The 26,311-nt window shown below is 65.2% G+C and carries 28 protein-coding genes and 1 tRNA gene; 15 read left to right on the top strand and 14 right to left on the bottom strand.

The window, feature by feature from the left end; translation table 11 throughout:
• Nucleotides 1-113: 113 nt before the first annotated feature.
• Entirely contained in the window at nucleotides 114-1,007 is an 894-nt protein-coding gene (locus tag FJ956_RS05155) for a DMT family transporter (RefSeq protein WP_140679846.1), read from the bottom strand.
• Nucleotides 1,008-1,161: 154 nt separating this feature from the next.
• Here FJ956_RS05155 and FJ956_RS05150 point away from each other — a divergent pair, with 154 nt between their 5' ends.
• On the top strand, nucleotides 1,162-1,449 hold the full coding sequence (locus tag FJ956_RS05150; RefSeq protein WP_140679848.1) for a hypothetical protein: 288 nt from the start codon (nucleotides 1,162-1,164) through the stop codon (nucleotides 1,447-1,449).
• Here FJ956_RS05150 and gluQRS read toward each other — a convergent pair.
• Entirely contained in the window at nucleotides 1,446-2,318 is an 873-nt protein-coding gene (gene gluQRS / locus FJ956_RS05145) for a tRNA glutamyl-Q(34) synthetase GluQRS (RefSeq protein WP_140679850.1), read from the bottom strand. The two genes, FJ956_RS05150 and gluQRS, sit on opposite strands and share 4 nt — an antisense overlap.
• A gap of 91 nt (nucleotides 2,319-2,409) precedes the next feature.
• Here gluQRS and FJ956_RS05140 point away from each other — a divergent pair, with 91 nt between their 5' ends.
• Nucleotides 2,410-3,069 (top strand): DNA-3-methyladenine glycosylase, encoded by a 660-nt coding sequence (locus FJ956_RS05140; protein WP_140679853.1) that lies wholly within the window; start codon nucleotides 2,410-2,412, stop codon nucleotides 3,067-3,069.
• Between the two features lie 111 nt (nucleotides 3,070-3,180).
• Nucleotides 3,181-3,738 carry an HNH endonuclease gene (locus FJ956_RS05135; RefSeq protein ID WP_027167440.1) on the top strand — a complete coding sequence of 186 codons (558 nt, stop codon included), beginning with the start codon at nucleotides 3,181-3,183 and terminating at the stop codon, nucleotides 3,736-3,738.
• Between the two features lie 165 nt (nucleotides 3,739-3,903).
• On the opposite strand, the gene FJ956_RS05130 is transcribed toward FJ956_RS05135, so the two are convergent.
• A complete protein-coding gene (locus FJ956_RS05130) occupies nucleotides 3,904-4,422 on the bottom strand; it encodes a disulfide bond formation protein B (protein WP_140679855.1) in 519 nt (172 codons plus the stop codon).
• A 23-nt stretch (nucleotides 4,423-4,445) separates the two neighbouring features.
• Nucleotides 4,446-5,036 carry a YqaA family protein gene (locus tag FJ956_RS05125; RefSeq protein ID WP_140679857.1) on the bottom strand — a complete coding sequence of 197 codons (591 nt, stop codon included), beginning with the start codon at nucleotides 5,034-5,036 and terminating at the stop codon, nucleotides 4,446-4,448.
• A 275-nt stretch (nucleotides 5,037-5,311) separates the two neighbouring features.
• Here FJ956_RS05125 and FJ956_RS05120 point away from each other — a divergent pair.
• Nucleotides 5,312-5,396: transfer RNA gene (locus tag FJ956_RS05120), tRNA-Leu, on the top strand.
• A gap of 101 nt (nucleotides 5,397-5,497) precedes the next feature.
• Here FJ956_RS05120 and FJ956_RS05115 read toward each other — a convergent pair.
• From FJ956_RS05115 to FJ956_RS05095, 6 genes are all read right to left on the bottom strand, one after another.
• Entirely contained in the window at nucleotides 5,498-6,673 is a 1,176-nt protein-coding gene (locus tag FJ956_RS05115) for a YncE family protein (protein ID WP_140679859.1), read from the bottom strand.
• A gap of 69 nt (nucleotides 6,674-6,742) precedes the next feature.
• A complete protein-coding gene (locus tag FJ956_RS05110; protein WP_140679862.1) occupies nucleotides 6,743-8,023 on the bottom strand; it encodes a GNAT family N-acetyltransferase in 1,281 nt (426 codons plus the stop codon).
• Nucleotides 8,023-9,426: a lipopolysaccharide biosynthesis protein gene (locus FJ956_RS05105; RefSeq protein WP_140679864.1), complete on the bottom strand. Its 1,404-nt coding sequence runs from the start codon at nucleotides 9,424-9,426 to the stop codon at nucleotides 8,023-8,025. Before FJ956_RS05105 ends, FJ956_RS05110 begins: the two co-directional genes overlap by 1 nt.
• Before the next feature lie 239 nt (nucleotides 9,427-9,665).
• The gene (locus tag FJ956_RS05100) at nucleotides 9,666-10,118 is read right to left on the bottom strand and encodes a hypothetical protein (protein WP_140674208.1); all 453 of its coding nucleotides are present in this window, start codon (nucleotides 10,116-10,118) and stop codon (nucleotides 9,666-9,668) included.
• Nucleotides 10,119-10,373: 255 nt separating this feature from the next.
• Nucleotides 10,374-10,523 (bottom strand): hypothetical protein, encoded by a 150-nt coding sequence (locus FJ956_RS30435; protein WP_181170107.1) that lies wholly within the window; start codon nucleotides 10,521-10,523, stop codon nucleotides 10,374-10,376.
• 112 nt (nucleotides 10,524-10,635) lie between these two features.
• Entirely contained in the window at nucleotides 10,636-10,908 is a 273-nt protein-coding gene (locus FJ956_RS05095; RefSeq protein ID WP_095767571.1) for a DUF4242 domain-containing protein, read from the bottom strand.
• Between the two features lie 243 nt (nucleotides 10,909-11,151).
• Here FJ956_RS05095 and FJ956_RS05090 point away from each other — a divergent pair, with 243 nt between their 5' ends.
• Entirely contained in the window at nucleotides 11,152-13,737 is a 2,586-nt protein-coding gene (locus FJ956_RS05090; protein ID WP_140673863.1) for an AAA family ATPase, read from the top strand.
• Between the two features lie 507 nt (nucleotides 13,738-14,244).
• Here the strand turns inward: FJ956_RS05090 and secA are convergent.
• The gene (secA, locus tag FJ956_RS05085; protein WP_140673865.1) at nucleotides 14,245-16,977 is read right to left on the bottom strand and encodes a preprotein translocase subunit SecA; all 2,733 of its coding nucleotides are present in this window, start codon (nucleotides 16,975-16,977) and stop codon (nucleotides 14,245-14,247) included.
• A 262-nt stretch (nucleotides 16,978-17,239) separates the two neighbouring features.
• On the opposite strand from secA, the gene FJ956_RS05080 reads away from it, so the two are divergent.
• The gene (locus FJ956_RS05080; protein WP_140673867.1) at nucleotides 17,240-18,154 is read left to right on the top strand and encodes a peptidylprolyl isomerase; all 915 of its coding nucleotides are present in this window, start codon (nucleotides 17,240-17,242) and stop codon (nucleotides 18,152-18,154) included.
• 173 nt (nucleotides 18,155-18,327) lie between these two features.
• Here FJ956_RS05080 and FJ956_RS05075 read toward each other — a convergent pair whose 3' ends face one another.
• Nucleotides 18,328-18,930: a TetR/AcrR family transcriptional regulator gene (locus FJ956_RS05075; protein WP_140673869.1), complete on the bottom strand. Its 603-nt coding sequence runs from the start codon at nucleotides 18,928-18,930 to the stop codon at nucleotides 18,328-18,330.
• 188 nt (nucleotides 18,931-19,118) lie between these two features.
• Here FJ956_RS05075 and argJ point away from each other — a divergent pair, with 188 nt between their 5' ends.
• The 5 genes from argJ to FJ956_RS05050 all read left to right on the top strand — a co-directional run bounded on the left by argJ (nucleotide 19,119) and on the right by FJ956_RS05050 (nucleotide 22,338).
• The gene (gene argJ, locus FJ956_RS05070) at nucleotides 19,119-20,360 is read left to right on the top strand and encodes a bifunctional glutamate N-acetyltransferase/amino-acid acetyltransferase ArgJ (protein WP_140673871.1); all 1,242 of its coding nucleotides are present in this window, start codon (nucleotides 19,119-19,121) and stop codon (nucleotides 20,358-20,360) included.
• Nucleotides 20,360-21,139 (top strand): GNAT family N-acetyltransferase, encoded by a 780-nt coding sequence (locus tag FJ956_RS05065; protein WP_181170108.1) that lies wholly within the window; start codon nucleotides 20,360-20,362, stop codon nucleotides 21,137-21,139. Before argJ ends, FJ956_RS05065 begins: the two co-directional genes overlap by 1 nt.
• Complete coding sequence (locus tag FJ956_RS05060) at nucleotides 21,136-21,558, top strand: (deoxy)nucleoside triphosphate pyrophosphohydrolase (RefSeq protein WP_140673873.1); 423 nt, start codon at nucleotides 21,136-21,138, stop codon at nucleotides 21,556-21,558. The genes FJ956_RS05065 and FJ956_RS05060 overlap by 4 nt, the downstream gene beginning before the upstream one ends.
• A gap of 169 nt (nucleotides 21,559-21,727) precedes the next feature.
• Nucleotides 21,728-22,048 carry a hypothetical protein gene (locus FJ956_RS05055; RefSeq protein WP_140673875.1) on the top strand — a complete coding sequence of 107 codons (321 nt, stop codon included), beginning with the start codon at nucleotides 21,728-21,730 and terminating at the stop codon, nucleotides 22,046-22,048.
• Between the two features lie 110 nt (nucleotides 22,049-22,158).
• Complete coding sequence (locus FJ956_RS05050) at nucleotides 22,159-22,338, top strand: Flp family type IVb pilin (RefSeq protein ID WP_181170109.1); 180 nt, start codon at nucleotides 22,159-22,161, stop codon at nucleotides 22,336-22,338.
• Between the two features lie 30 nt (nucleotides 22,339-22,368).
• Here the strand turns inward: FJ956_RS05050 and FJ956_RS05045 are convergent, their stop codons facing one another.
• A complete protein-coding gene (locus tag FJ956_RS05045; RefSeq protein ID WP_140673877.1) occupies nucleotides 22,369-23,241 on the bottom strand; it encodes a methyltransferase domain-containing protein in 873 nt (290 codons plus the stop codon).
• A 64-nt stretch (nucleotides 23,242-23,305) separates the two neighbouring features.
• Between FJ956_RS05045 and FJ956_RS05040 the strand changes: the two genes are divergently transcribed.
• The 4 genes from FJ956_RS05040 (at nucleotide 23,306) to FJ956_RS05025 (ending at nucleotide 25,734) form a co-directional block, all read left to right on the top strand.
• The gene (locus FJ956_RS05040) at nucleotides 23,306-24,106 is read left to right on the top strand and encodes a ComF family protein (RefSeq protein ID WP_140673879.1); all 801 of its coding nucleotides are present in this window, start codon (nucleotides 23,306-23,308) and stop codon (nucleotides 24,104-24,106) included.
• A gap of 73 nt (nucleotides 24,107-24,179) precedes the next feature.
• The gene (gene grxC, locus FJ956_RS05035) at nucleotides 24,180-24,443 is read left to right on the top strand and encodes a glutaredoxin 3 (RefSeq protein ID WP_140673881.1); all 264 of its coding nucleotides are present in this window, start codon (nucleotides 24,180-24,182) and stop codon (nucleotides 24,441-24,443) included.
• 2 nt (nucleotides 24,444-24,445) lie between these two features.
• Nucleotides 24,446-25,312 carry a carbon-nitrogen hydrolase family protein gene (locus tag FJ956_RS05030; protein WP_140673883.1) on the top strand — a complete coding sequence of 289 codons (867 nt, stop codon included), beginning with the start codon at nucleotides 24,446-24,448 and terminating at the stop codon, nucleotides 25,310-25,312.
• Nucleotides 25,309-25,734: a DUF1178 family protein gene (locus tag FJ956_RS05025; protein WP_140673885.1), complete on the top strand. Its 426-nt coding sequence runs from the start codon at nucleotides 25,309-25,311 to the stop codon at nucleotides 25,732-25,734. The genes FJ956_RS05030 and FJ956_RS05025 overlap by 4 nt, the downstream gene beginning before the upstream one ends.
• On the opposite strand, the gene FJ956_RS05020 is transcribed toward FJ956_RS05025, so the two are convergent.
• A complete protein-coding gene (locus FJ956_RS05020) occupies nucleotides 25,731-26,225 on the bottom strand; it encodes a MarR family transcriptional regulator (RefSeq protein ID WP_140673887.1) in 495 nt (164 codons plus the stop codon). The genes FJ956_RS05025 and FJ956_RS05020 overlap by 4 nt on opposite strands.
• Nucleotides 26,226-26,311 lie beyond the last annotated feature (86 nt).

Raw genomic sequence — 26,311 nt, 5'->3', positions numbered from 1 at the left:
CCTGCAAACGGCGGTTTCCTGCGCTTCCGGTGCTCACGTACGAAAAGTACGCTCCGCTCCGGTTCTCGGAAGCCACCGTTTTCGACTCGGCCTGACCTGAATCTCGGCACATCTCAGGTGACGATCCTTTTGGCCACGCCGTTGGATCTGGCGGTGGCCAGGGCGACGCCGAGCGTGGCGATCGCCATGCCGGCGATCTGCAGCAGGTTGAGCCGCTCGTTGAAAAGCATCCAGGCGATGACCGCGGTTACGGCCGGCACGAGGTAGAACAGCGAGGCGACCTTCGACATCTCGCCGTCCCTGATCATCACCATCAACAGGAATATGGCGCCGATCGACAGCACCAGGACCAGCCAGGCCATGGCGAAGATCAGCTCGCCATTGACGGTGACTGCGCGCGTCTCGAGGGCGAGCGAGCCCAGGATCATCACGGCGGAGCCGCCGACATACTGCCACATCGTCGCCGACACCAGATCGCCGCCGGACGCATAGCGCTTCTGCCAGATGGTGCCGGCGCTCATGCCGAGCACGGAGACGAGCGAGGCCGTCAGCGTCGCCGGCGTGACGCCGCCGCCCAGCGCGCCGAGCTTTGGCCAGAGCACGATGACGACGCCGAGCAGCCCGACCGCAAGGCCGGCCCAATGGCGCGGCAGGATCGCCTCGCCAAGGAATTTTCCGGCGAGCACGGCGGTGATCAGCGGCTGCAGGCCGACGATCAGCGCCGACAGACCCGCCGGCATGCCCCTGTGGATCGCCCAGAAGACGGCGCCGAGATAAACGCCATGCATGAGGACGCCGGCCACCGTTGCGTGCAGCGCCTCCTCGCGCGTCGCCTTGCGCGAGCCGAGCAGCACGGTCAGCCCGGCAAACAGGATCGCCGCTATCACGAAGCGGATGGCAAGGAAGGTAAAGGGTTCCGCCCAGGGCATGGCATAGCGCGCGCCGATGAAGCCGGTCGCCCACAGGACGACGAAGGAGGCGGGGATGAACCGCTTGATGCTCTGCATGGGGGAGGCTGCCAGGATGAACGGTTGATGACGGCAATTGCTCTAAAGCCGTTCAATCCCGCAAGCAAAACGAAACGGTTGATCCATAAGCTAAATTGAATTCAACAGATCCGTGCCAAGAGGGGCATGGCGCGTCGCCGCGCCATGGTGAGGCATGTTTTTGCATCTCGACACGACCTGGCTTCTGTTCGCCTTCGCGATCATCGCCGCCTTCGGCTTCTTCTTCGGCATGGCGCTCGACGCGATCATGAAGGAGAGCGGCTTCGGCCCGACCGGCAACACGCTGCTGTTCATCTTCGGCTTTTTCGTCGCCGTGGCGGTCGCCAACAAGCATGGCATCAGCCTAAGCGATCTCAAGCTGGCGGTCGCCTGCGGGCTGGGCGGCGCCTTTGTCTTCATCAGCGTGCTGGCGCTGATCAAGGCCGGGATGGCCCGACTCTAATCAAGTTCGAGAAGATGCCTGACGTCCCGTGCCGGCACGCCCGCGTCTCGAAGCGCGGCAAGACCGGTGTCCTTGAAGCTCTTGGACAGTTTGCGCCCGTCCGGGCCAAGGATCAGGCGGTGATGGAAATAGCGTGGAGGCGAGAGGCCGAGCAGTTGCTGCAGCAGGCGCTGCACCCCGGTCGCCGAATAAAGATCCAGGCCGCGCACGACGTGGCTGATGTCCTGCAGCGCGTCGTCGACGACCACGGCGAGATGGTAGCTGGTCGGGATGTCGCGGCGGGCGACGATGACGTCGCCCCAATCCTGTGGTCGCGCTGCGACGGTTCGCGTCGCCGACATCGTCTCATCGATGAACTCCGCCCATGACAGGCCGGCCGCGAAGCGCGCCATCGCCGCTTCGACGTCGAGCCGCCAGGCGAAAGGCATGTTGTCCGCGATCCGCCGCTTGCGCTCCCTGGCCGGCAAGTGCTTGTCGAGCGGCGGATAGAGCGGCACGCCATCGGGATCGCGAGGCCAGTCGCGGCCGCCGGTCTCGGCGATGAAGGCGCGGATCTCGCCGCGGCTCATGAAGGCGGGATAGACGAGTTCCTCGGCGATCAAACGGTCGAGCACCGCCCGGTATTCGGCGAAATGCTCGGACTGGCGGCGCACCGGCTGCTCCCAGTTCAACCCCAGCCATTCGAGATCGCGGAAAATGCCGGCCTCGAATTCGGGCGTGCAGCGCAGGACATCGATATCCTCGATGCGCAGCAGCAGGCGCCCGCCGGCCTGCGCCGCCATGCGCTGGTTGAGCAGAGCCGAGTAGGCATGGCCGAGATGCAGTTCGCCATTGGGGCTCGGCGCAAAACGGAATGTCAGGAGTGTCATATCTTGGGCGACATTCGGGTTGAAAGGCGCTTCCGCCGGTTGCTAGTTAGCCATCAATTGCCATTTCATGGGCGCCCTGGGAACAAGCAACGTGCAACGCATCGCCTCGCTCGACGACATTGCGACAGGGCTCGACGCGCTCTGCCGGATCGATCCGCGGCTGGCGACCGTGCGCGGCCGGGCAGGCGAAGTGCCGCTGCGGCTGTCGGAACCAGGGTTCAGGAGCCTCGCTTCCATTATCGTTTCACAGCAAGTTTCCCGCGCGAGCGCCGACGCCATCTTCGGGCGGCTGGCGAAACTCGTCGACCCGTTGACGCCGCAAGCAATCCTTGCCGCCGGCGAGGCCGTGTTTCGCGAAGCCGGGCTGTCGCGGCCGAAGCAGCGCGGGCTGCTCGCCGTCGCGCAAGCCGTGGCCGGCGGGCTCGATCTCGATCATCTGTGCACGCTGGACGCCGGCGAGGCGATCGCGGCGATGACGGCCGTGCCCGGCATCGGCCCATGGACGGCGGAATGCTACCTTTTGTTTGCCGCCGGCCACCCGGATGTGTTTCCCGCGCGCGACGTCGCTTTGCAGACGGCGGTCGGCCATGCGCTCGGCATCGACCCGCGCCCGCCGGAGAAAATGCTTATCCGGCTGGCCGAATCATGGAGCCCGTGGCGGGGTGTCGCGTCGCGGCTTTTTTGGGCCTATTACCGGGAATTGAAGGGCAGGGATGCGGCGCCGACTGTCGAAATGGCAAAAAAAGCCTGAAAATCATGCGGTTTTGGCGATTTCGACGCACGACAATCCGCTTCACATCCCTGTCATGTCGGGCTTACAGTATCCGCGCCGTTCGGTTCTAGAAGCAAGGAGGCGAAGGACGTGACGGTTGCCGTATCTCCGGATGGGCTTCCCGCGCTGGTGCTGAACGCGGACTACCGTCCGCTCAGCTATTACCCCCTGTCGCTCTGGTCGTGGCAGGATGCCATCAAGGCCGTCTTCCTCGACCGGGTCAACATCGTCGCCGAATACGAGCACGCCGTCTCTTCGCCGACCTTCTCGATGAAGCTACCGAGCGTGGTCAGCCTGAAAGCCTATGTGAAGCCGTCCAGGCATCCCGCCTTCACGCGCTTCAACGTGTTCCTGCGCGACCGTTTCCAGTGCCAGTATTGCGGCACGCCGGAGGATCTGACGTTCGACCATGTCATCCCGCGCCATCGCGGCGGGGCGACGACCTGGGAGAATGTCGTCGCCGCCTGCTCGCCCTGCAACCTTCGCAAGGGCGGCATGATGCCGGCCCAGGCCAAGATGTGGCCGCTGCAAAAACCCTATCAGCCGACGGTGCACGACCTGCACAACAACGGCCGCCTGTTCCCGCCCAACCATCTGCATGAAAGCTGGATGGATTATCTCTACTGGGATGTCGAACTGGAGCCTTAGAGTTCGGCAGAAATCCGCGAGCCCGGCCGTCTGCCGCAGCTTTCTGCGCTTCCGGTGCTCACGTACTCCAGTACGCTCCGCTCCGGTTCTCGAAAGCCGCGCCAGCCAATCCGGGCTGGCGAATTTCTGGACGAACTCTGCGGCGTGCCACTCAATCAATCTTGCTCAATCCCGCGACAGCGCGCTGCGGAAGGCGACGGCCGCGAGGACGAGGCTGGCGATGGCGTTCCAGCCGGCGAGCGACAGGCCGAGGATGCGCAGCGCCGCCTTGTCGCAGGAGGGCGGCACGAATTTGTCGAGCGCGTCGAGCACGCCCTTGCCGCCGGTGTCGACCGGGCCGGCGCCGGCGGTGCAGTCGGCCGGACCTTGCCACCATGCCCATTCGACGCCCGAATGGTAGACGCCGAGATAGAGGCCGTAGAGCATCAGCAGACCGCCGATCGCCAGCAGCCCGCGCGTCGCCCAGGCGGGCGCGCGCAGCATTGAGGTGATCGCCGCCAGCACCATCAGCGGCACGCCGATATAGTAGGGCGTACGCTGCTCCAGGCAGAGATGGCAGGGGATGTAGCCGCCGATATATTGGAAGGCCAGCGCCGAGCCGACCGTCGCGGCCATGGCGACGGCGAGAAACAGCGCCGCGCGCGTGCGCTGGCGTCCGGTGTCGGCATTCATGGTCGCGGTCATCGATTGGATCCGTTGCTGCGTCGCTATCCGTGGGCGTATCTGACGAGGATATAGAGCAAAATCAGGGCGGCGGCGCCGGCGCCGACAATCAATCCCAAGCGCTTTTCGATGAACTCCTTGATCTCCTCGCCATAGCGGCGCAGCAGCCAGGCAAGCAGCAGGAAACGGGCTCCGCGCGCCACGATCGCCAGCCCGATGAAGAGCAGGAGATTGACACCGATGACGCCGGACAGGATCGTCACCACCTTGATCGGCGGCAGATGGGCCGCGCCCGAGGTGACCAGCATCAGGATGATGAAGCCGACGCCGGAGGAGGTGCGCAACTGCTCGAACTCGTCATATTTGCCGTAGAATTCGAGCACCGGCTTGGCGACCGCCTCATAGGCATAGTGGCCAATGAACCAGCCGGCGACGCCGCCCAGCACGGAGGCGACCGTGGCGATCAGCGCGTAGCGATAGGCGCGTTCGGGTTTCGACAGCGCCATAGGTAGGAAGAGCACGTCGGCCGGCACCAGGAAGACCGAGCTTTCGACGAAGGCGATGAAGGCCAGCCACCATTCGGCCGATTTCCGCGCTGCCAGCGACAGGGTCCAGTCGTAAAGTCCGCGAAGCATCGGCTCTCCTAATCTATGGCGCCCGGGGCGCTTGGCGGTTTTGGGCAACGACAGGCAGGAAGACAAGGACCCAAAGCGCCGCATCCAGCTTCCGTATGCGAGGCGCCCGACTCGTCGTCTGTCTAGAAAGATTTTCCGCGTCGCACAATGTCTGCTTCGCCACGCGGCCGAAGGATGGGCAATGCCACAGGTCGCGCGGGCAAATCCGCAACAGGCCAGTTGACGAACACCCATCCGCCCGTATAGTCCGCGCCCATCCAGGCCGCCCGGCCTGAGCCCCTATGGCGGAATTGGTAGACGCGCTCGACTCAAAATCGAGTTCCGCAAGGAGTGCTGGTTCGATCCCGGCTAGGGGCACCACCCTTCGCTCTGCGAGCTTCGGGTGGCAGGCCATCCTTCACGAGCTTCGGATGGCAGGCCGTTGCCCCCACGAGCTTCGGGTGGCAAACCGTCCGAACGCCCTAACGCATATTCCCCGTGTGCCCCTGCGAGTAGCGCCCCGGCTGCGGCCACACGGTGAGGCCATGCGGCTCGGCGCCGACGCGGATTTTTGTCACGGCACCGCTGGTGGTGTCGATCATGTAGACCTCGCTGTCGAAGCGGCCGGAGAGCCAGAGCTGCCTGCCGTCGGCGCTGACATTGCCCATGTCGGGGCTGCCGCCGCCGGGGATGGGCCATTGGGCCACCACGGCGCGGGTGGCGAAGTCGATCACCGTCACGCTGCCCGGACCCCTGGCCTTGCCCTGCTCCATCTTGTGCGAGCCGCGGTTCGAGACATAGAGGCGCTTGCCGTCGCGGCTGACGACGAAGCCATGCGTGCCGATGCCGGTAGGGATGAAGCCGATCTCCTTGAAGCAGTCGCCGTCGATCAGGAACACGCCGTCATTCATCATGTCGGCGACGTAGAAGACCTTGCCGTCGGGCGACAGGCGGATGTCCTGCGGCATGCCCATCCTGGAGAGGTCGAGGTGGCCGAGCACCTTCTGGTTCTTCAGGTCGATCTTGGCCAGGCCGCCATCGCCGTATTCGCAAGTGAAGATCGCATAGGAGCCGTCGACCGCAAAATCGGCATGGTTGATACCCGGGCAAGTCGGCGTCGGCAGGCTCGATTTCAACGCCATGGTGTGCGGGTCGCGGAAATCGAGCTGCTTCATCGCCTCGTCGACGACAATTGCCGCGCTGCCGTCCGGCATGAAATACAGATTGTAGGGGTCGTCGACCGGAATCTGCTGGCCGGGCTTGGCCGTCATAGGGTCGATCGGCGTCAGGCTGCCGTTTTTGCCGGTGCCGTTGTTGGCGACCCACAGCGTCTTCAAATCCCAGGACGGCACGACGTGCTGCGGCTTGCTGCCGACCGGGAACCGGCCGACCTCCTTCAAGGTGACGGTGTCGATCACCGAGACGCTGTTGGAGGAGCGGTTCGGCACATAGACGCGCGGCAGCGCGCCGGCGGTGGCGGGGCTCAGATGACCGGCCGCGGTCTGGCTGTAGATGTTGACGGGGGCGGGTGGCGGATCGCTGCAATCCTCCGGGCACGTATCGGCCCGGGCCCGGGCGGGCCAGGCTTGGACGGACGAGAGCGCGATCAGCAGCAAGGCCGCACGGAAACTGGTGTGACGCAAAAGACTTCTGATCATCTGGATGGTTTCGTGAAGGCCGGCTCGAAATTCGCCGCCCGGACCCATAGCTTGTGTCCTGCCGTTGATCTAGCGCCTTTTCAAGAGGCTCCGCATGCGGTTGCGCAGGATGCGCGCCATGTTGCGCGTCTCACGGTAGAGATGCAGTTGCGAGGCCGCCTGACGTGCCAGCCGGTCGGCGTCCGGCGTCAGCCCGACCACCAGCGTGCCCATCGGCTTGCGCTCGCTCCACAGGCGGCTCATCACCGGATGGTCCGGAACCGCGCAGGAATCGGTCATGACGATGTTGGGATCGTCGAGATGCTGCTTGGTCACCTCGATCATCAGCAGCGTGCCCGGCGAATAGGCGGAAAGCGCCTCGTCATAGGCCGTCTTCCAGGTGTAGGCGACGCCGGCCTCGACGAAGACGACCAGGCAGGCGACGGTGCGGCCGTCGAGCGTCAAAAGATGGATGCGGCACATGTCCTGCTCGGCCAGCCTGTGCACGGCTTCGCGGGCGAAGGCGGCGCGGTAGCGGTCGATCGCCATCGCGGTGCGCTCGCGGCCTTTCCAGCCGGCCGCTTCCAGCGTCAGGAAGCTTTCGATGGCGTGGCGGATCTCGTCGGGCCCGCGCGCCACGGTGTGCTCGAGCTTGCCGAGGTCGGCGAGACGCCGCTTCAGGCGGCGGAATTCGCGATAGTGATGCGGGCGCAGCGAGGCCTTGAGGTAGTCCTCGCCGTCGGCATCGCTTTCAAGCACCGGACGCTCGACCTTGCCGGTGGTCACCATGGTCAGGCCGCGGCTGTCGGCAAAGGAGGTCATGAGGCTCGCCACCGGACCGTCGAGCTTGATGTCGGGCAGCACGAAGACCTTGGGCAGCTTGAGATGCGGCCGCGACAGCATCGAGAAGAAATCCTCGATGACGCCGACCGGATCGTCGCGGTCGACCAGCGGCGTGCCGAGCGGGCCGAACGGGCTCGACCATGTGCGCATCACCGGGACGCCGAGTGGGATCGCCGGCCGCTCGACCGAGAACGGCGCCAGAAGCCGCAACCGGTTGCGGTATTCGTCGCCGTCGCGGATGACGGCAAGCCGCACCTCGCGGTCTTCCAGCCGGGGCATCGCCGGCGCCAGGAAGCGCGGGTTGAAGAAGACGTTCGGCTCGATCGTGCGGGCGCTGAGATAGTCGAGCTCCTCGACAAGGTCGAAGCCGGCCGAGGCCGGATAGATGGCGAGCTTGCGTTCCGGCCTGTTGCTGGCGAAGAGCTCGATATGGGCGGGGTCGACCTCGCGCGCCAGGCCGGCAAGGTTGGAGACCATGGCGCCGGCGGTGCCGCCACTGGTCTCCTCGAGCAACGGGACGGCGGCCATCAGGCGACTTCCTTGTTTGCGGGCACGAAGATCGCCATCACGATGCCGAGCTTGCGCCAGACGGTGAAGGAGAGCGCGCTGGCCTCGAAGACCATGGCGAGGCTGGTGGCGATTGCCGCGCCCCAGAGGCCGAACAGCGGAATGAGGATCACGTTGAGGCCGATGTTGAGCGCAAGCGTCATGGCATAGACGGCGGCGCAGATGTTCTGGTTGCCGCTCATGGTGAGCAGGCTTTCGCAAGGGCCGACAGCGGCGCGCGCCACGACGCCCAGCACCAGCAGGAAGAGCAGCGGATAGCCGGCGGTGAATTCGGGACCGAACAGCACCAGCATCGGCTCGCCCAGCGCCAGCACCATGAGCGCCATCAGCAGCGAGGGCCAGAAGGTCCAGGAGACGGTCTCACGGGCGAAGGCGGCAAGCCGATGCGGCTCGCCATGGGTGAACTGGGCGTAGCGCTGCGCGACGCCGGCCTTGACCGCGAAATAGACGAAATGCACCAGCGCCAGCGTCTTCACCGTGGCGAAATAGACGGCGACGTCATTGGGATCGAGATAGGCGCCGACCATCAGCACGTCGGCATTGGTAAGCAGGAAGAAGAAGCCCTCGACCAGGAAGATCGGCAGCGAAACGAGGATCCACTGGCCGAAATGCACCGTCATCGGCCCGGCCGGTATCTTTTTCTCCATGCGCGAGGTGACGGCCATCAACTGGCCGAGCGTGGTGACATAGGTGGCGGCGATCGAGGCGAAGATCGCGGTCTTGGCGTCGGGCACATAATGCAGGCCAAGCATCAGCGCCATGAACGCCAGGATCAGCACCGGGCGCACCAGATAGGTGGGCGAGAGCGCCAGCAGCGCCCAGGAATTCGCCCGCGCCAACCCCTGCAGGAGATCGCCGAGCGCGATCATCGGCAGGCAGATGACGCCGAGGATGAAGGGGATGACGTAGTAGTTTTCGATCCAGTCCGAGGCGAGCCACACGCCAAGGGCGCCGAGGCTCGCGATCAGCGTCGAGGCGACGAGCACGAACAGGCGGCTCGCCTGGACGATGCCGCGCAACTCGGCCAGCATGCCGCGCTCGCGATATTCGGGGATGAAGCGGATGACCGAGGTGTGGAAGCCGAGGCAGGCGAGGTTGCCGACGATGACCATCGTCACCCAGACCAGCACCGAGATGCCGTATTCGAACGAGCCCATCCAGCGTGCCATCAGCACCTGGCTGACGAAGGCGATCAAGGCGCTGACGATGCGGATGGAAAAGGCGATCAGCGACATGCGCCCGGCTTCGCCGCGTTCGTCGGCGGTGAACAGAACGGCATCGATGCGGCCAAGCAGCGGCCGCATGCGCAGCGCCCAGCGCTGCGGCAAGAACCGCCCTGCAGTCGTCGCCGCGGAAAAGCGCACCCCGAATACTCTCCGTTTTCCGCCTCTTTCCAAGGTTTCGGTCTATCCGAAACACCTTAAGAAAGGGTGGGTGGGGAGCGGGCTTTTCCTTCTCCCCTTGTGGGAGAAGGTGTTGCCGAAGGCGACGGATGGGTGTTCCAGCGGAGTGAGGCGTCGGCGTTCCCTGGAACACCCCTCATCCGTCTCGGCGCTGCGCGCCGATCCACCTTCTCCCGCAAGGGGAGAAGGAAGAGGCATTCCTACATCCCCTGCATCGCGTCGCAGGATACGTTCGGGTTCATGTCGGCGAAGGCGCCGGTGGGGTTCTGCTTCCAGGCCCAGACATGCAGCTCGTAGAACGGGCCGAGGCCGTAGCGGTTGGGCGCGGTGTTGAAGTTGAACAGATGGCCTTCGAGCGAGGCCGGGCCCTTCGCGGTGATGTATTCGACGGCGATCAGCTTCAGCTTGCCGTCGGCCATCGGCTCGTACATCACGGCTTCCGGCTTGCCGACGTCGACGGCGTCGTCCTTCAGATAGGCGGCGTTGACGTAGTGGATGCCCATCGCGCCGCCGGTGAGGCCGCTGGCGCAGGGGATCGGCGCGTAGCCTTCGGCCTTGGCCACCGCGACGTCCTCGAAGCGGCTGTCGAGCGCCCGCACCTTTTCGGCGAGCGGATTGACGGTTTCGGCCGTGGCAGCGCCCGCCATCAGCATGATGATCGAAGCAGAAGCGCCGATAACGCATTTGATTAAGGTCTGAATGTTCATTTGTCTCTCCAATTGAGGCGCGCAGGCGGCGGCAGTCGGCGGTAAGGCCAACTCCGAACGCCGGCGGCGCCAGTCGGTAAAAAGGATGGTCGCCGATCCCGACCAGAGCGGTTCACCGAACGAACCGCTCCAAGTCGTTGTTTTGGGCAATTCCGAACGGAAAACCGCTGCGCAGTTTTGCTGGAATTGCCCGGCGCGGGATCAGCTGTGATGCCACCAATATTCCCAGTATTCGCGCGGGTTTTCCCGCTCGTGCAGGCCGATATCGCGTTTCAGGTAATCGTCCTGCGGCGGCAGACGACGGCGCCGGTTTCGCAGGAGCGAAAGCAACGCCGACACAGCCCGTCGCATGAAGCCGCGCCGTGACGGGACGATATCCGCCGCGGCGGATACAGTCTCGTCCCCTGGCACGGCGTCAGGTCCGCCGGCGACGGGTATGGTCTGCCCAACATGGTCTGCCCGATCAGCGATAAAAGTAGGGGTCGAGGACCCGGACCTCCGTGATCTTGTCGACGGGAAGCGAATTCTTCTGCGCGGTGCTGCGGATCGCCTCCGGCGAGGGCGCATCGTAAATGCAGAAGCTCTTCGACTTGTCCGGCGAGACGAAGGATTGCACCCAGGTGACGCCTTTCTCGGCGTTGCGGGCGATGACGCCCCCCATCGCAGTCGCGCCGGCGTCGTTCATCGGCACGTGAAGCCCATCGGGGAAGGTACGTTCAATCAGGTAACGAGGCACGATTGGTTTCCTTTCATCGGTGAATTGCGCTCGGTTCAAGCGCGACCCAGCAGAAATCACCTTCGCGGAAGGTGCGCATCGGAGCCATTCCCCATATTGGCCGGGACGAATCCCTATCTTTGCGACGTTTTATGTGGAAGATGGCACCTCAATGTGTGGAAAGTCACATTGTCGCGCCCGTTTCCCAGGCTATCGCGGCGGCGACCCGCCACGATGGAAATTCTGATTTGCGAGAAAGTGACAATGCTTCTGGAACGGCAGACGCAGCTGCAGCAAATGGACGCCTTGCTGGCGGACGCAACAGGCGGCCGCGGCCGCGTTGTGGTCCTGTCGGGGGAGGCCGGCGCCGGCAAGACGGCGCTGGCCGAGGCATTCGCAAGCCGCTTGGGCAAGGGTCTGACCGTGCTTCGTAGCGCCTGCGAGGACCTCTCCATTCCCGATCCCCTGGGGCCGCTTTACGATCTGGCCCGCGAGGCGCAGTGGGAGCCGCCGCGAGCGATCGACGACCGCCAGGTGCAGCGGCTGCCATTGTTTTCCGAGGCGCTCGACGTCTTCGAGGCGAAAGGTCCATGCCTGCTCGTCATCGAGGATCTGCACTGGGCCGATGACGCGACGCTCGATTTCGTGCGTTTCCTCGGCCGGCGCATTGCAAACACGCACATCCTGCTTCTGATCACGGCGCGCACCGACCGCAGCGAAGGACAGATGCGCGTGCGCCGGGCGCTCGGCGAGATACCGGCCGGCAATATCCAACGCATAGAAGTGCCCCTGCTTAGCGAAAGCGCGGTGCTCTCGCTCGCCGCGGCGGCCGAGCGCGACGGCGACGCGATCTACCGCGCAACGGCGGGCAACGCCTTCTTCGTCACCGAGCTGCTCGCCGCGGTGGTCGATGGCGCGTTGCCGGCGAGCGTCCGCGATGCCGTGCTGGCGCGCGCCGAAAGATTGTCGCCCGGCTCCCGCTCGATGCTCGACGCGGTCTCGGTGTTCCCGCGCCGCGCCGACGCCTGGGCGCTCAGCGGCCTTTGCGGAATCGCCGCCGCAGGCCAGCTTGCCGAATGCGTCGCCAACGGCCTGCTCGAGGATTTCGGCGACGGCTATGCCTTCCGCCACGAGATCGCCCGCACGGCGATCGAGATGGCGCTGACGCCCAGCAAACGACGGGAGTACAATGAGCGCGCGCTGGCGGCGTTACGGGAAAATCCGCAGGTCGCCACCGCAAGGCTGGTGCATCATGCCGTGGAGGCGCAAAGCGTGGACGTGGTGTGCGAGCTCGCGCCGGTCGCCGCACGCGAGGCTTCCCGCGTCGGCGCGCATCGCGATGCGGCGGGTTACTACGAGGTCGCCCTGCGCTACGCGGATATCCTGCCGATCGAGAAGCGGGCGGAACTTTATGAAGGCCATGCCTTCGAGTGCCACCTGATCGGCCGCGTCGATGCGGCGATGGAAGCGCAGGGCTGGGCGCGCCAGCTGCGCCAGACGCTGGGCGATCGGCTCAAGGAAGGCGACAGCCTCAGGTGCCTGTCGCGCTTTGCCTATCTGCTCGGAGATCGCGAGGCGGCGGACCGTTTTGGGGAGCAGGCCGTGGAACTTCTGGAGACCTCGCCCGACAGTGCCGAGCTGGCGATGGCCTACTCCAACCTCTCGCAACTGGCGATGCTGGCCGAGCGGCTCGAGGACACGCTTTCGCTCGGCGCCAAGGCGGCCGAACTGGCGGAGCGGCTCAACCGGGCGGACATTCTCTGTCATGCGCTGAACAATGTCGGCGCCGCCGGACAATGGCTGGATTTTGCCAAAGGGCGGCGCGATCTCGCCCGCAGCCTTGGGATTGCGCTGTCGGGCAACTTCCAGGAGCATGCGGCGCGCGCCTTCACGAACTGCGCCTGCGTCGAGATGAATAGCCTCAATTTCAAGGAGGCGGCGTCGTTCCTGGATCGCGGCATCGGCTATTGCGTCGAGAACGATCTCGCGACATGGCGCGACTACATGCGCGGCGTGCAGGCGCAGCTTTTGCTTCGGCGCGGCTTTTGGGACGATGCCGCGACAATGGCGCATGAGGTTGTCGACGACGACGCAACGACGCCGCTCGTGCGCTATCCGTCGCTGGTGGCTCTGGCAAGGCTGCGCATCCGTCGCGGCGACCCGTCGGCCGAGCCGATCGTCGAAGAGATGAGGCGGTTCCTGGACAAGGGCATGGAGCTGCAGCGCCTGGTGGCGTTTGCCCAGGTGCTGGCCGAATTGGCCTGGCTCGGGCAGGCCGACAGGCAGGAAGCCCTGCGTCTGATCGCGGTTGCCGAGAATCTCGCGCCGACGCCGGCCGTGTTCGGCGAACTTGCCACTTGGCGGGAGCTGTTGTCGCCCGGATCCGAACCCGGCGATACGGACGGCATGGCGAAGCCGCACCGCCTGCAACTGACCGGCGATTGGCGCGCCGCCGCAGCGCTATGGGCCGAAATGGGGGCGCCTTTCGAACAGGCAATGGCCTTGCTGCTTGGCGACGAAGCGGCGCAGCGCGAGGCGCTCGCCATTTTCGAGCACCTTGGCGCGAGGGCGGTCGCGCAGCACGCGCGCAGTCTTATGCGGGAAAGCGGCGTCAGCCACATCGCGAGAGGGCCGCGACAGGCGACGCGCGCCAACCAGGCAGGCCTCACGCAGCGCCAGATGGAAGTCTTGGAACTTCTCGAGCGAGGCTTTTCCAACAAGAAGATCGCCGCGCATCTGACCATTTCGCCCAAGACGGTCGATCACCACGTCTCGGCGGTGCTGGAGAAGCTGGAAGTCATCTCGCGCGGCGAGGCGGCGGCCGCGGCGCGGAGTTCGGGGCTGGTGTGACTAAGTTTCCCCAACACAAGGAATTGAAAAGTTGCCGTTTGTCTCGGCGCAAGATTTTCCGTTCCTTTCCGTGAAATCAGCGCAAATGCCGGGGATTGGTCGAAGCCGCCCCCGACGTCGTCATTCTATGTCGGAGCAAGGAGCGAAGCGACGCGGCGCAGACCATAGAATCCATTCCGTGACTTCGAAGCATTGCTGCGGTGCAGAATTCTGCTCCGTTGCGCGCCTTGGCGAAGGTAACGGCATGGATTCCAGGGTCTTCGCGACGAAGCTTCGCTCCTGCTCCGCCCTGGAATGACGATGGGGTGGGCGTTTCGGCCAATCTCCAAGGCATGCCGCCTGCCAACGCAAACAGAGCCGACCGGCCAAAATCCTTGTGCTGGGGCGACTAGTTGCTAGGGAGGCCCAACTCGGGCGCTCCACCGGGATCGCCGAACGCCGGCGCTGCCCCTCATCCGACCCTGCGGGCCACCTTCTCCCCGTTGAACGGGGAGAAGGAAAAGAGGGTCAGGCGAACGTGCCGTGGCAGTGCTTGTACTTCTTGCCGGAGCCGCAGGGGCAGAGCTCGTTGCGGCCGACCTTGCCCCAGCTCGCGGGATTCTTCGGGTCGCGGTTTTCCAGCGCGACGACGGCATTGGTGTCCTGACGCATCAGAAGCGCGGTCTCGCCGCCCTGGAAATCATCCTCGCCGGTGGAGCCGTCGATATGGCTGCCGAACATGTCGGGGGCTTCGGGCGGCGGCGCATCCGCCGCCTGGCGCACCAGCTCGACGCGCATCAGCTGCGCGGTGACGGCCTGGCGCAGGTTGCCGAGCATACCCTGGAACAGCTCGAAGGCCTCGCCCTTGTATTCCTGCAGCGGGTCGCGCTGGGCGTAACCGCGGAAGCCGACGACCGAACGCAGGTGGTCGAGATTGACGATGTGCTCGCGCCACAGATGGTCGAGCGTCTGCAGCACCACCGAACGTTCGACATAGTTCATCACGTCGGGGCCAAAGCGATCGGCGCGCTCCTTGGCGGCGCCGTCGGCCGCGGCCGTGATGCGCTCGCGGATGTCGTCTTCGGCGATGCCCTCTTCCTTGACCCATTCCTCGATCGGCAGGTCGAGATTGAGATACTGCGCTACTTCCTCCTTGAGGCCGGCGACGTTCCACTGCTCGGCATAGGCGTTTTCGGGGATGTTCTTGGCGACGATCTCCTCGATGACGCCTTCGCGCATCTCGGCGATCGTCTCCGACAGGCCTTCGCCGTCCATCAGCTCGATACGCTGCTCGAACACCACCTTGCGCTGGTCGTTCGAGACGTCGTCATACTTCAACAGGTTCTTGCGAATGTCGAAGTTGCGCGCCTCGACCTTCTTTTGCGCCTTTTCCAGCGCCTTGTTGATCCACGGATGGATGATCGCCTCGTCTTCCTTGAGGCCGAGCTTCTGCAACATGCCGTCCATGCGCTCGGAGCCGAAGATGCGCATCAGGTCGTCCTGCAGCGACAGGAAGAATTTCGAGCGGCCGGGATCGCCCTGGCGGCCGGAGCGGCCGCGCAACTGGTTGTCGATGCGGCGCGATTCGTGGCGTTCGGTGGCCAGAACATAGAGGCCGCCAGCGGCCAGCGCCTTTTCCTTCAGACGCTCGACGTCTTCCTGGATCTCCTTTTCCCGGGCCTCGCGCTCGGGGCCTTCGGGCATGTCGCCCAGCTCCTCGGCGATGCGCATCTCGGCGTTGCCGCCGAGCTTGATGTCGGTGCCGCGGCCGGCCATGTTGGTGGCGATGGTGATGGCGCCGGGCTTGCCGGCCTGGGCGACGATAGCCGCCTCGCGCTCGTGGTGACGCGCGTTCAGGACTTCGAAGTCCTTGAAGCCATCCTTGCGCAGGCGTTCGGCCAGCTGCTCGGATTTCTCGATCGAGGTGGTGCCGACCAGCGTCGGCTGGCCTTTGGCGCTGGCCTCCCGGATTTCCCTGACGATCGCCTTGTACTTCTCTTCGACCGTACGGTAGACCTCGTCGTCCTCGTCCTTGCGGATGACCGGCAGGTTGGTCGGGATCTCGGTGACCTCGAGGCCGTAGATGTTGCCGAATTCCTCGGCCTCGGTCAGCGCCGTGCCGGTCATGCCGGCAAGCTTCTTGTAGAGGCGGAAATAGTTCTGGAAGGTGACGGAGGCCAGCGTCTGGCTCTCCGGCTGGATCTGCACATGCTCCTTGGCCTCGAGCGCCTGGTGCAGGCCTTCGGAGTAGCGGCGGCCCGGCATCATGCGGCCGGTGAACTCGTCGATGATGACGATCTCGCCGTTGCGCACGATGTAGTCGCGGTCCTTCTGGAACAGCAGATGCGCCTTCAGCGCGTTGTTGACGTGATGGACGATGGCGACGTTCTCGACGTCGTAGAGCGACTCGCCCTTCAACAGGCCGGCGTCGCGCAGCATGTTTTCCAGCTTCTCGGTGCCGTCCTCGGTGAAGATCGTCGTCTTCTGCTTCTCGTCGACCTCGTAGTCGGCCGGGCCGAGCTTCAGCATGAAGGCGTCGATGGTGTTGTACATCTCCGAGCGGTCCTCGAGCGGACCGGAAATGATCAGCGGCGTGCGCGCTTCGTCGACCAGGATGGAATCGACCTCGTCGACGATGGCGTAGGAATGGCCGCGCTGCACCATCTGCGCGCGCTCATACTTCATGTTGTCGCGCAGATAGTCGAAACCGAGCTCGTTGTTGGTGGCATAGGTGACGTCGGCGGCGTAGGCGACGCGGCGCTCCTCGTCGGAGAGGCCGTGGACGATGACGCCGACGTTGAGGCCGAGGAACTTGTAGACGCGGCCCATCCACTCGGAGTCGCGGGTGGCGAGATAGTCGTTGACGGTGACGACATGCACGCCCTTGCCGGCGAGCGCGTTGAGATAGACCGGCAGAGTGGCGACCAGCGTCTTGCCCTCGCCGGTGCGCATCTCGGCGATGCCGCCATTGTGCAGCACCATGCCGCCGATCAATTGCACGTCAAAGGGACGCATGCCAAGCACGCGGCGGGCCGCCTCGCGCACCGTGGCGAAGGCTGGAATCAGCAGATCGTCGAGCGCGGCGCCGTTGGCGAGATCTTGGCGGAACTTTTCCGTGCGCCCCGCAAGCTCGGCATCGGAAAGCGCCCGCATCTCGTTTTCCATGGCGTTGATGGCTTCGACCCTTGGCCGGGTCGACTTGACGCGGCGGTCGTTGGAAGAACCGAAAACCTTACGGGCGAGACCGCCGAGACTGACCATCCAATGGTCCTTTCGATAGCAATTTAGCCGTTTGCGACAGGCACCTGGCGGGCCCATCAAATCCGCGTGAATGCGGACAAACGCAAAAAGCGCCCGGAAAACGGTTCTGGACGCCAAGTCGATGGACAGATAAGAGGGGGCTCAATCGATGTCAACGCCGCGTTAGCCCTATGGGCAGCGCCAAATTCCGCCACAATCCGACTGATTTGGAACCCTTCCGCTCACGCGATCCTTATTGGCAATCCCCATTGGAGTTATCTTGATGTCCCTGTCGTTCCGCCGCGCCTCGCTCGCCAGCCTCGGTCTGGCCTTCGGGCTCTCGGCTCTTAGCCTGTCGCCGCTGATGGCGCAGGAGACCAAGCCCGCCCAGGACGCCACGGCGCCCGCGGCGGCTCCGGTCGATCCCAATGCCGTGGTCGCCACCGTCAATGGCGAGAAGCTGACCGAGGCCGATCTCCAGCTCGCCGAAGGCGAACTGTCGCAACAGTTCGCGCAGATGCCGCCCGAACAGCGCCGCGCGGCTGCCCTCTCGGCCGCGATCGAAATCCGCGTCATGGCCAAGAAGGCGGTCGACAGCGGCCTCGACAAGGACGCCGACTTCCAGCGCCGCATGGCGTTCCTGCAGGCTCGCGCCCTGCATGGCGAGGTGGTCGAGAAGGAAGTTGTCGACAAGGTGACGGACGCCGAAGTGCGCGCCCGCTACGACCAGGAGATAGCCAACACGCCGCCGGTCAACGAAATCCACGCCCGTCACATCCTCGTGAAGACGAAGGAAGAGGCCGAGGCGATCATCAAGCAGCTCGACGGCGGCGCCGACTTCCAGAAGCTCGCCAACGAACACACCAGCGATCCGAGCGGCAAGACCAGTGGCGGCGACCTCGGCTGGTTCGGTCCGGGGCAGATGGTGCCGGAGTTCGACAAGGCGGCCTTCGCGCTCGACGTCGGCAAATATTCGAAGGAGCCGGTGCAGTCGCAGTTCGGCTGGCACGTCATCAAGGTCGAGGACAAGCGCGCCAAGCAGCCGCCGGCCTTCGACGACGTCAAGGACCAGGCCAAGCAGGCGGTGATCCGCGACAAGTATTTCGCCATGGTCAAGGAGCTGCGCGCGGCCGCCAAAGTCGAGATCCCGGACGAGAAGCTCAAGAAGGACATCGACACGCTGGAAGCCGGCAAGTAACCGCATCCGCCGGATGATCCTGCAAAGGGCGCCTTCAGGCGCCCTTTCGATTTCAAGGATCAGGCGGTCGCTAAAGCGCGCCGCGCTGAACCGGATTCAGGCGACACGCTCTATCTCTTGTTTTGACGCGGTTCCGAACGGAAGGCTACGGCGAAGCAGCCGAGCCTAACCGCTCACACTTTTCCTGGAATTGCTCTGATTCCCCGCGTGATGTAGCGCACGGCGGCGATCACCGCGTCGTCCTCGTCGAGCCGTCCGGCCAGAAGATGCCGCCAGGCGAAGGAAGCGATCAGGTCGGCGACGATCCCGGCATCGACATCGGCCGCCACCTCGCCCCGCGCCTTGGCGCGCTCGATCATCCGGCCGGTATGGCTGCGGCGCCTGTTTGAATATTCTGCAAGGGCGGCCGCGGCTGTCTCGTCCGATTGCGCCTCCGCGATCAGCGAGCGGAAGATGTTGCCCGACGGGGTGTCGCGCCAATGCGCGAGCAGGTTCTGGAGGAAGCCGGCCAGATCGTCCTCGATGTTCCCGGTGTCGGGCGTCTCGACGTGCTTCTGCCGCTGATAGACCTCGATCAGCAGCGCCGCCTTGCTCGGCCACCAGCGATAGATGGTCGGCTTTCCCGCCCGCGCCCGCCGGGCGACGGCCTCGATCGAGAAGCCGGCATAGCCCGCCTCGCGCAACACCGCCTCGGCGGCCTTGACGATGGCATCGGCGCTCTCGGGATTGCGTTTCGCGCCGATCGACTTGCGCCCGCGAGCGGCGGCTTCGTCCATCGAGGTCTTCCTTAGCCGGTGAATCTGGCGCCGATCATATTGGCTTCGGCGACGAAACGAAACGACGCGTTTCCAACTGCCAAGCCGCCGGCCAAGCTGGGAAGGCGCGGCCAGAACGCCCCTTGCGCCGACGCGCGCTATCGGGCAAACCGGCCTTCCTTTCGCGTTCTTGCCGCTCCGGGGTTCCGATGTCCGCTACGATTTCGCCGCTCGCACCGAAGAAATATCCGAAGATGCCGGTCATCGAGGGTGTGCGCATCGCGACCGCCGAAGCCGGCATCAAATACAAGAACAGAACCGACCTCTTGGCCATGGTCTTCGATCCGGGCACGGCTGTCGCCGGCGTGTTCACCAGGTCGAAATGCCCGTCGGCGCCGGTCGACTTCTGCCGTCAGAACCTGCCTGCCGGCAAGGCGCGCGTCCTGGTGGTCAATTCCGGCAACGCCAACGCCTTCACCGGCAAGAAGGGCGAGGCTTCGACCGCGTTGACCGGCGAGGCGGCGGCGAAGGCCGCCGGATGCTCGCAGAGCGAGGTGTTCCTGGCCTCGACCGGCGTCATCGGCGAGCCGCTCGACACCACCAAATTCAGCCATCTGCTCGGCGGCCTGGTCAAGGACGGCAAGCCGGATCTGTGGACCGAGGCGGCCAAGGCGATCATGACCACGGATACCTATCCGAAGGTGGCGACGGCGACGGTCAAGCTCGGCGACGCCGACGTCACCATCAACGGCATCGCCAAGGGTGCCGGCATGATCGCGCCCGACATGGCGACGATGCTTTCCTTCGTCGCCACCGACGCGCCGATCGCCGCCCCCGTGCTGCAGGACCTGCTTTCGCGCGGCACGGCCAAGACCTTCAATGCGGTGACCGTCGACAGCGACACCTCGACCAGCGACACGCTGCTCATCTTCGCCACCGGCAAGGCCGCCGCGCGCGGCGCGCCGGCGATCAGCGATGCCAAGGATGCGCGGCTCGGCGCCTTCCGCCGGGCGCTCGGCAAGGTGCTGAAGTCGCTGGCGCTGCAGGTGGTGCGCGACGGCGAGGGCGCGCGCAAGCAGGTCGAGGTCACGGTCACCGGCGCGAAGTCCGCCCGCTCGGCCAAGCGCATCGCGCTTTCGATCGCCAATTCGCCGCTGGTCAAGACGGCCGTCGCCGGCGAGGACGCCAATTGGGGCCGCGTCGTCATGGCGGTCGGCAAGGCCGGCGAACCGGCCGACCGCGATCGGCTGTCGATCTGGTTCGGCGACAATCGGCTCGCGCATGAGGGCGAGCGCGACCCGGCCTATTCGGAGGAAGCGACCTCGGCCTATATGAAGCGCGACGACATCCGCATCCGCGCCGATCTCGGCATCGGCCGCGGCAAGGCGACGGTGTGGACCTGCGACCTCACCAAGGAATATGTCGCCATCAACGGCGATTACCGGAGCTGATGGCGCCGGTGTCCGGGCATCCGGCAAGCGTGTTGGCGGTCGTGCGCCGCTACGAGGCGGCGGGCTTTCGCGCCTGGCCGGCGGCCGCCGTCCATTATGACGGGACCTGGGTGGTACGGCTCACGGCAGGACACCCCGCCAAGCGCCTGAACTCGGTCAATCCGCTCGATCCGGGCGACACGCACGCCATCGAAGAGCGCATCGGCCGTGCGGCGCGGCGCTTCGACGCCTATGGCAGGCCGCTGACTTTCCGCATGTCGCCGCTGTCGGGACTGGTTCTGTCCACGCATCTCGACAAGGCCGGCTGGAACAGGTTCGACGAATCCCTGGTGATGCGGCTGCCGCTGAAGGAGGTCGAGCTCGGTGCGGCCATGGACCAGATTCCGCTCAAGGACATCAGCCGCTTCATCGGCGCGTCGCTGAGGACGAGCGGCTCGGACGCCTCGCTGCGGCCCGGCCTGTCCGAGGTCATCGGCGCCATCCAGCCGGAAGCGGGGCTGTTCGCGCTCGAGGAGGGCAACGAGCCGCTGGCGACGCTGATCTGCGTGCATGACGGCGATCTGGCGGGTCTGTTCGAGGTCGCCACCGAAAAGTCGGCGCGCAAGAAGGGCCATGGCCGCAATCTCATCCTGTCGGCGCTGAAATGGGCGCGGCTGCGCGGCGCGCGCGAAGCCTGGCTGCAGGTCGAAGCCAGCAACGAGCCGGCGCTCTCGCTCTACCGGTCGCTCGGCTTCGAGGAAGTCTATCGCTACCATTATCGACGGCCGGCGGGAGCATGAGCGAGAGCAAGTCAACCGGAAAGCGTATGCTGCTGGTCGTCGCCTGCGCGCTGGTCGACACCGACCGGCGGGTGCTCCTGGCGCAGCGTCCGGAAGGAAAGCAGCTTGCCGGCCTGTGGGAGTTTCCAGGCGGCAAGGTCGAGCCCGGCGAGACGCCGGAGGAATGCCTGGTGCGCGAATTGCATGAGGAACTCGGCATCGAGACGGAGATTCCATGCCTGGCGCCGCTCACCTTCGCCAGCCATTCCTATGCCGATTTCCATCTCCTGATGCCGCTTTATGTCTGCCGCCGCTTCCGCGGGATCGCGCAGCCCAAGGAAGGGCAGGGACTAAAATGGGTCAGGCCCCGGCAGATGCGCGACTATCCGATGCCGCCGGCCGACGCGCCGCTGATACAGTTCCTCATCGACCTTCTGTAGTTTCGCGATTCGCCCATGCGACAGCCCATCGTTTCCCGGAGACGGTGAATGTTTCCGCACGGTTCCCGGGAGCTGCTTTAGCCAACGTTAATGGAAGATTTATCTCGATGTGAAAAATTGCACGAGGCCGTTTCGCGCGGCGATATCGTCGATGACTGGGAAACACGGCATGAGCCTCGAAAGAGACTGGGACTCGATCCGGCCCGACCGCGGCTTCCGCGCGGTGGATGCCGGCATGGGCATCCTGCGGATCACGCTTCTCTTCGGCTCGGCCGCGGTGGCGCTGGCGCTGATCGCAACGCCTTTCCTGGACAGCCAGACCCGGCCGCAGAACGCTCGCGACGGCTTCCCCGGCGGGCTCGACATGACGGCGACCGGATCGATCGGTCATCGCTCCAGTACATATACGGTGCGCCGCAGCGTGCTGCAGCCCTTGCCCAGTTCAATCTGCGTCATCCGCAATGACGGCAGCCGCAGCGGCGAGTGCTGACTTGGTTAATGATTTTCCGGCGAGGCGGCATTTCACTCGCTGTTAAGCTTTTACCGTTAACCTTTCTTAACGGGTAGGACATTAGAATTTCTGCATAGGGGATGATGACCATGAAGAACCTGCTGCAGCAATTCATTAAAGATGAGACGGGCGCCACGGCTATCGAATACGGCCTGATCGTCACCGTGCTGTCGCTCGTGATCGTCGGCGGCATCGGCAGGGCCGCGGATGCGCTCCAGTGGTTGTTTAGCGATAACAACAGCAGACTGGTCCAAGCTTTCTCCCACTGAGCATGCCGGTCAGGCAATCGGAGGCGGCAGTCAACGCCTCCGCACGTCCTCCAGGACAGTTTTCAGCGAGACCTTGGCCGATCCTGGCCTGAGCGGCTTTTGCTGCGAGGCATCGGGTGCCCAGCCGGACATCCAGACAACCGAAAAACTCGCGCGGATACGGCCGTCCGGGTCCGAGAACCGTTCCGCATAGATTTCGGCGGCGCGGGCAAAGAGCCGTCTACCGGCCGGCCGGCGGCTGCGATCGACGAGAGCGCTGGTTTCACCCATGGCGCGCAGATCGGCGGCGAGATCGAACAGCGTATCGTAGCGCACCGCGACCGTTTCGACATCGGCGACGGGCAAGGCCAGACCGGCGCGCTGCAACAGCGCGCCCGCGTCGCGCACGTCGGTGAAGGGAAGGACGCGCGGGCTCGCGCCGCCGTAAAGCTCCGTCTCGGCCGCAAGCATGCTTTCGCGCAATTCCATCAACGTGCCCGCGCCGGCGAGAGCGCCGAGGAACAGGCCGTCCGGTTTCAGGGCCCGGCGGATTTGCGCGAGCACGCCGGGAATGTCGTTCATGGCGTGCAGCGAGAGCAGGGAGACGACGAGATCGAGGCTGCCTTCCTCGAACGGCACGGTTTCCGGCGGCGCCACCAGGCCGGTGCCGCCGGCCAGAAGCGCTTCGTCCATCTCGACGCGCACGATCTCGCCGACCTTGCCGCTGTCGGCTAGCACGTCCGCCGCCGCCGACGTCTGACAGAACAAGGCGGTCGCCTTGCCGAAGCGGCGTTCGACGGCGCCCAGCCGGTCGGCAAGATCCTCCGCGGCGCGGCGCATCAGGAAATCGGCGCCTTCGACGGGGCGGGCGAGTGCCCGGCGCTTGCGCGCGAGCCAGAGCTCGGTGTCGATCAAGGGCTGCAATGAAAGCTTCCTGTTGTTCGCGCGTGCCGGAGTGGTGTTAAGGTAGCGCGGGGTTTCCTTTCACGTGGCCGATCCGGTGCACAAGATCAAGACCATAGCGGTCCAGGATATGACGCGGCAGGCATTGGCCTGGCCGGCGCGCCTGTTGTTTCCGCCGGTTTGCGCAGGCTGCCGTCGCCATGTGTCGCTGCCCGGCGTCTTGTGCGGCGTCTGCTGGCCGAAGCTGAGACTGCTGGAAAAACCCTGGTGCCCGGTGATGGGCACGCCCTTCACCCACGATATGGGCGAAGGGTTTCTTTCCGCCGAGGCGATCGCCGATCCGCCGCCCTTCGAGCGGGCGCGGGCGGCCGTCGTCTATTCAGGCGTCGCGCGGCAGATGGTGCAGGGGCTGAAATATCAGGATCGAACCGACCTCGCGCCCTGGATGGCGAACTGGATGATGCGCGCCGGCGCGGAGTTGGTCGCGGGGGCCGACCTGGTCGTGCCGGTGCCGTTGCATTGGCGGCGCTTCTTCCGGCGCCAGTTCAACCAGTCGGCGGAACTCGGACGGGCCGTTGCAAAGCTCGGCGGGCTGCCCTTCTCGCCATCCGCGATCAGGCGCGTGAAGCTGACGCGCCAGCAGGTCGGCCTCGAACGGCACGAGCGCGAGGAGAATGTGCGCGCCGCCTTTCGCGTCCCGCCGGAAGCCGAAATCGAGATAGCCGGGCGCCGGGTGCTCGTGGTCGACGATGTCTACACCACCGGCGCAACGGTGCGGGCGGTCGCCAAGGCGCTGAAGAGGGGCGGTGCCGGAGCCGTCGACGTGCTGACCTTCGCGCGCGTGCTGCCGGGGGACTTCCGGGCCGATGAGTCTGCAACTATATAGTGCTTAAGTTGTTGTTTTGGTGCATGTCGTTTTCGCACAACTGTCGGGCGATGTGCGCAGGGATTGCCGATCAATGGTCGATGTGACGATCTATACGCGGATGATGTGCGGCTACTGCAGCGCCGCCAAGCGGTTGCTCGACCGCAAGGGGGTGGCCTATACCGAGCACGACGCCTCATTCTCGCCGGAGCTGCGCCAGGAAATGATTTCCAAGGCGCATGGGCGAGCCACCTTTCCGCAGATTTTCATCGGCGACACGCATGTCGGCGGCTGCGACGACCTCCACGATCTGGAGTCGCAGGGCCGGCTGGACACGATGCTCGCCAACGGGAGATGACCATGGGTAGTTTCAAGGCCGCCGCCGTGCAGATGCGTTCGGGCACGAGCCCGGAACGCAACGCCGCCGACATGGAGATCCTGGTCCGGCAAGCCGCCGGCCAGGGCGCCACCTACGTCCAGACGCCGGAAATGACCGGCGCGCTGGTGCGCGACAAGGAAGCCGGCGCGGCCGCTTTTACCACTGAGGACAAGGACATCGTCGTCGCCACCGCGCGCAGGCTGGCGAAGGAGCTCGGCATTCACCTGCATGTCGGCTCGACGGCCATTCGCCGCGCCGACGGGAAGCTCGCCAACCGCGCTTTCCTGTTTTCGCCCGACGGCGCCGTGATTGCCGGCTATGACAAGATCCATATGTTCGACGTCGATCTCGACAATGGCGAGAGCTGGCGCGAATCCGCGTCCTACGAGCCAGGGACGGAAGCGGCCGTGATCGACATCGAAGGGACGAAGCTTGGCTTTGCCGTCTGCTACGACCTGCGCTTTCCGCAGCTGTTCCGCGCCGAGGCGATGGCCGGGGCCGAAGTGCTGACGGTGCCGGCCGCCTTCACGCGCCAGACAGGCGAGGCGCACTGGCATGTGCTGCTGCGCGCCCGCGCCATCGAGAACGGCGCCTATGTCATCGCTGCCGCGCAGGGCGGCCTGCACGAGGACGGACGCGAGACATATGGCCATTCGCTGATCATCGATCCGTGGGGGCGCATCATCGCCGAGGCCGCGCATAACGAGCCCGGTGTGATCGTCGCCGAGATCGATCCGGCCCAGTCGCTGGCCGCGCGCCGCAAGATCCCCAATCTGAAGAACGCGCGGGATTTCGCCGTCAAAGCCGGGACAAGCGAAGCGCCGCGTCTCAGGGGTGCCGCCTCTTGATCCGTTTCTCCCTGATCTGCGAACACGAGCACGAGTTCGAAGCGTGGTTCCGCAGCAATGACGATTTCGACGCCCAGAAGAAGCGCGGCTTCGTCGATTGCCCGAGTTGCGGCTCGCACAAGGTCGAGAAGGCGCTGATGGCGCCCGCCGTCTCCACGTCCCGCAGCCAAGAGAAGGTGGCTTTGGCCGTGGGCGAGGCGCAGAAGCAGGCGCTGGCGCAGCTCAAGGCGCTGGCCGAGAAGGTGCGGGAGAATGCCGACTATGTCGGCGACAAGTTCGCCGAGGAAGCGCGCAAGATCCATTTCGGCGAGGCCGATCCGCGCGGCATCTACGGCGAAGCGACCCCCGAAGAGGCGCAGAGCCTCGTCGAGGACGGCGTCGAGTTCATGCCGATCCCGAGCTTTCCGGAGGATCGGAACTAGGACGGCGAACTCAGGCTCCCGATCAGTTTTTCCAGCAGTTTCGCCAGCGTTTCCCGTTCGCCGCGCGTCAGGCCGGCGAGGATCTGGTGCTCGTTGGCGACGTGGGCGGTGAGCGCCTCGTCGGTGAGCTCGCGGCCTTTCACGGTGAGCTCGACGACGACACCGCGCCGGTCGCTGGGGTGCGGCGCGCGCCGGGTCAGGCCGGCCTTCTCCAGGCGGTCGAGGCGGGCGGTCATGGCGCCGGAGGTGACCATCGTCGCCTCGTAAAGCTCGGTCGGCGTCAGCGCGTAGGGCGCGCCCGCCCGGCGCAGCGTCGCCAGCACGTCGAATTCGCCGGCCTGCATTCCAAAGCGGGCAAAGACCGGGGCGAGCCGGTCGCGCGCGATCAGCGCCGAGGCCTCGTTGAGCCGCCCGATGACGCCCATCGGCGACACGTCGAGGTCCGGCCGTTCCCGTCGCCACTGTTCCATGGCCCTGCCCGCTCGATCCATATCGCTCACCGCAAAGTATCTTGACATAAAGAATCTTTACGCTATCTTATCGGAAGATGAACGGCCCGCCAAGCGGTCTCGCAGCG

It is taken from the genome of Mesorhizobium sp. B2-4-3, from assembly GCF_006442815.1.
GTDB lineage: Bacteria > Pseudomonadota > Alphaproteobacteria > Rhizobiales > Rhizobiaceae > Mesorhizobium.
Note: the sequence above shows the minus strand (reverse complement) of the source record. Positions and strands in the feature narration are given on the sequence as shown.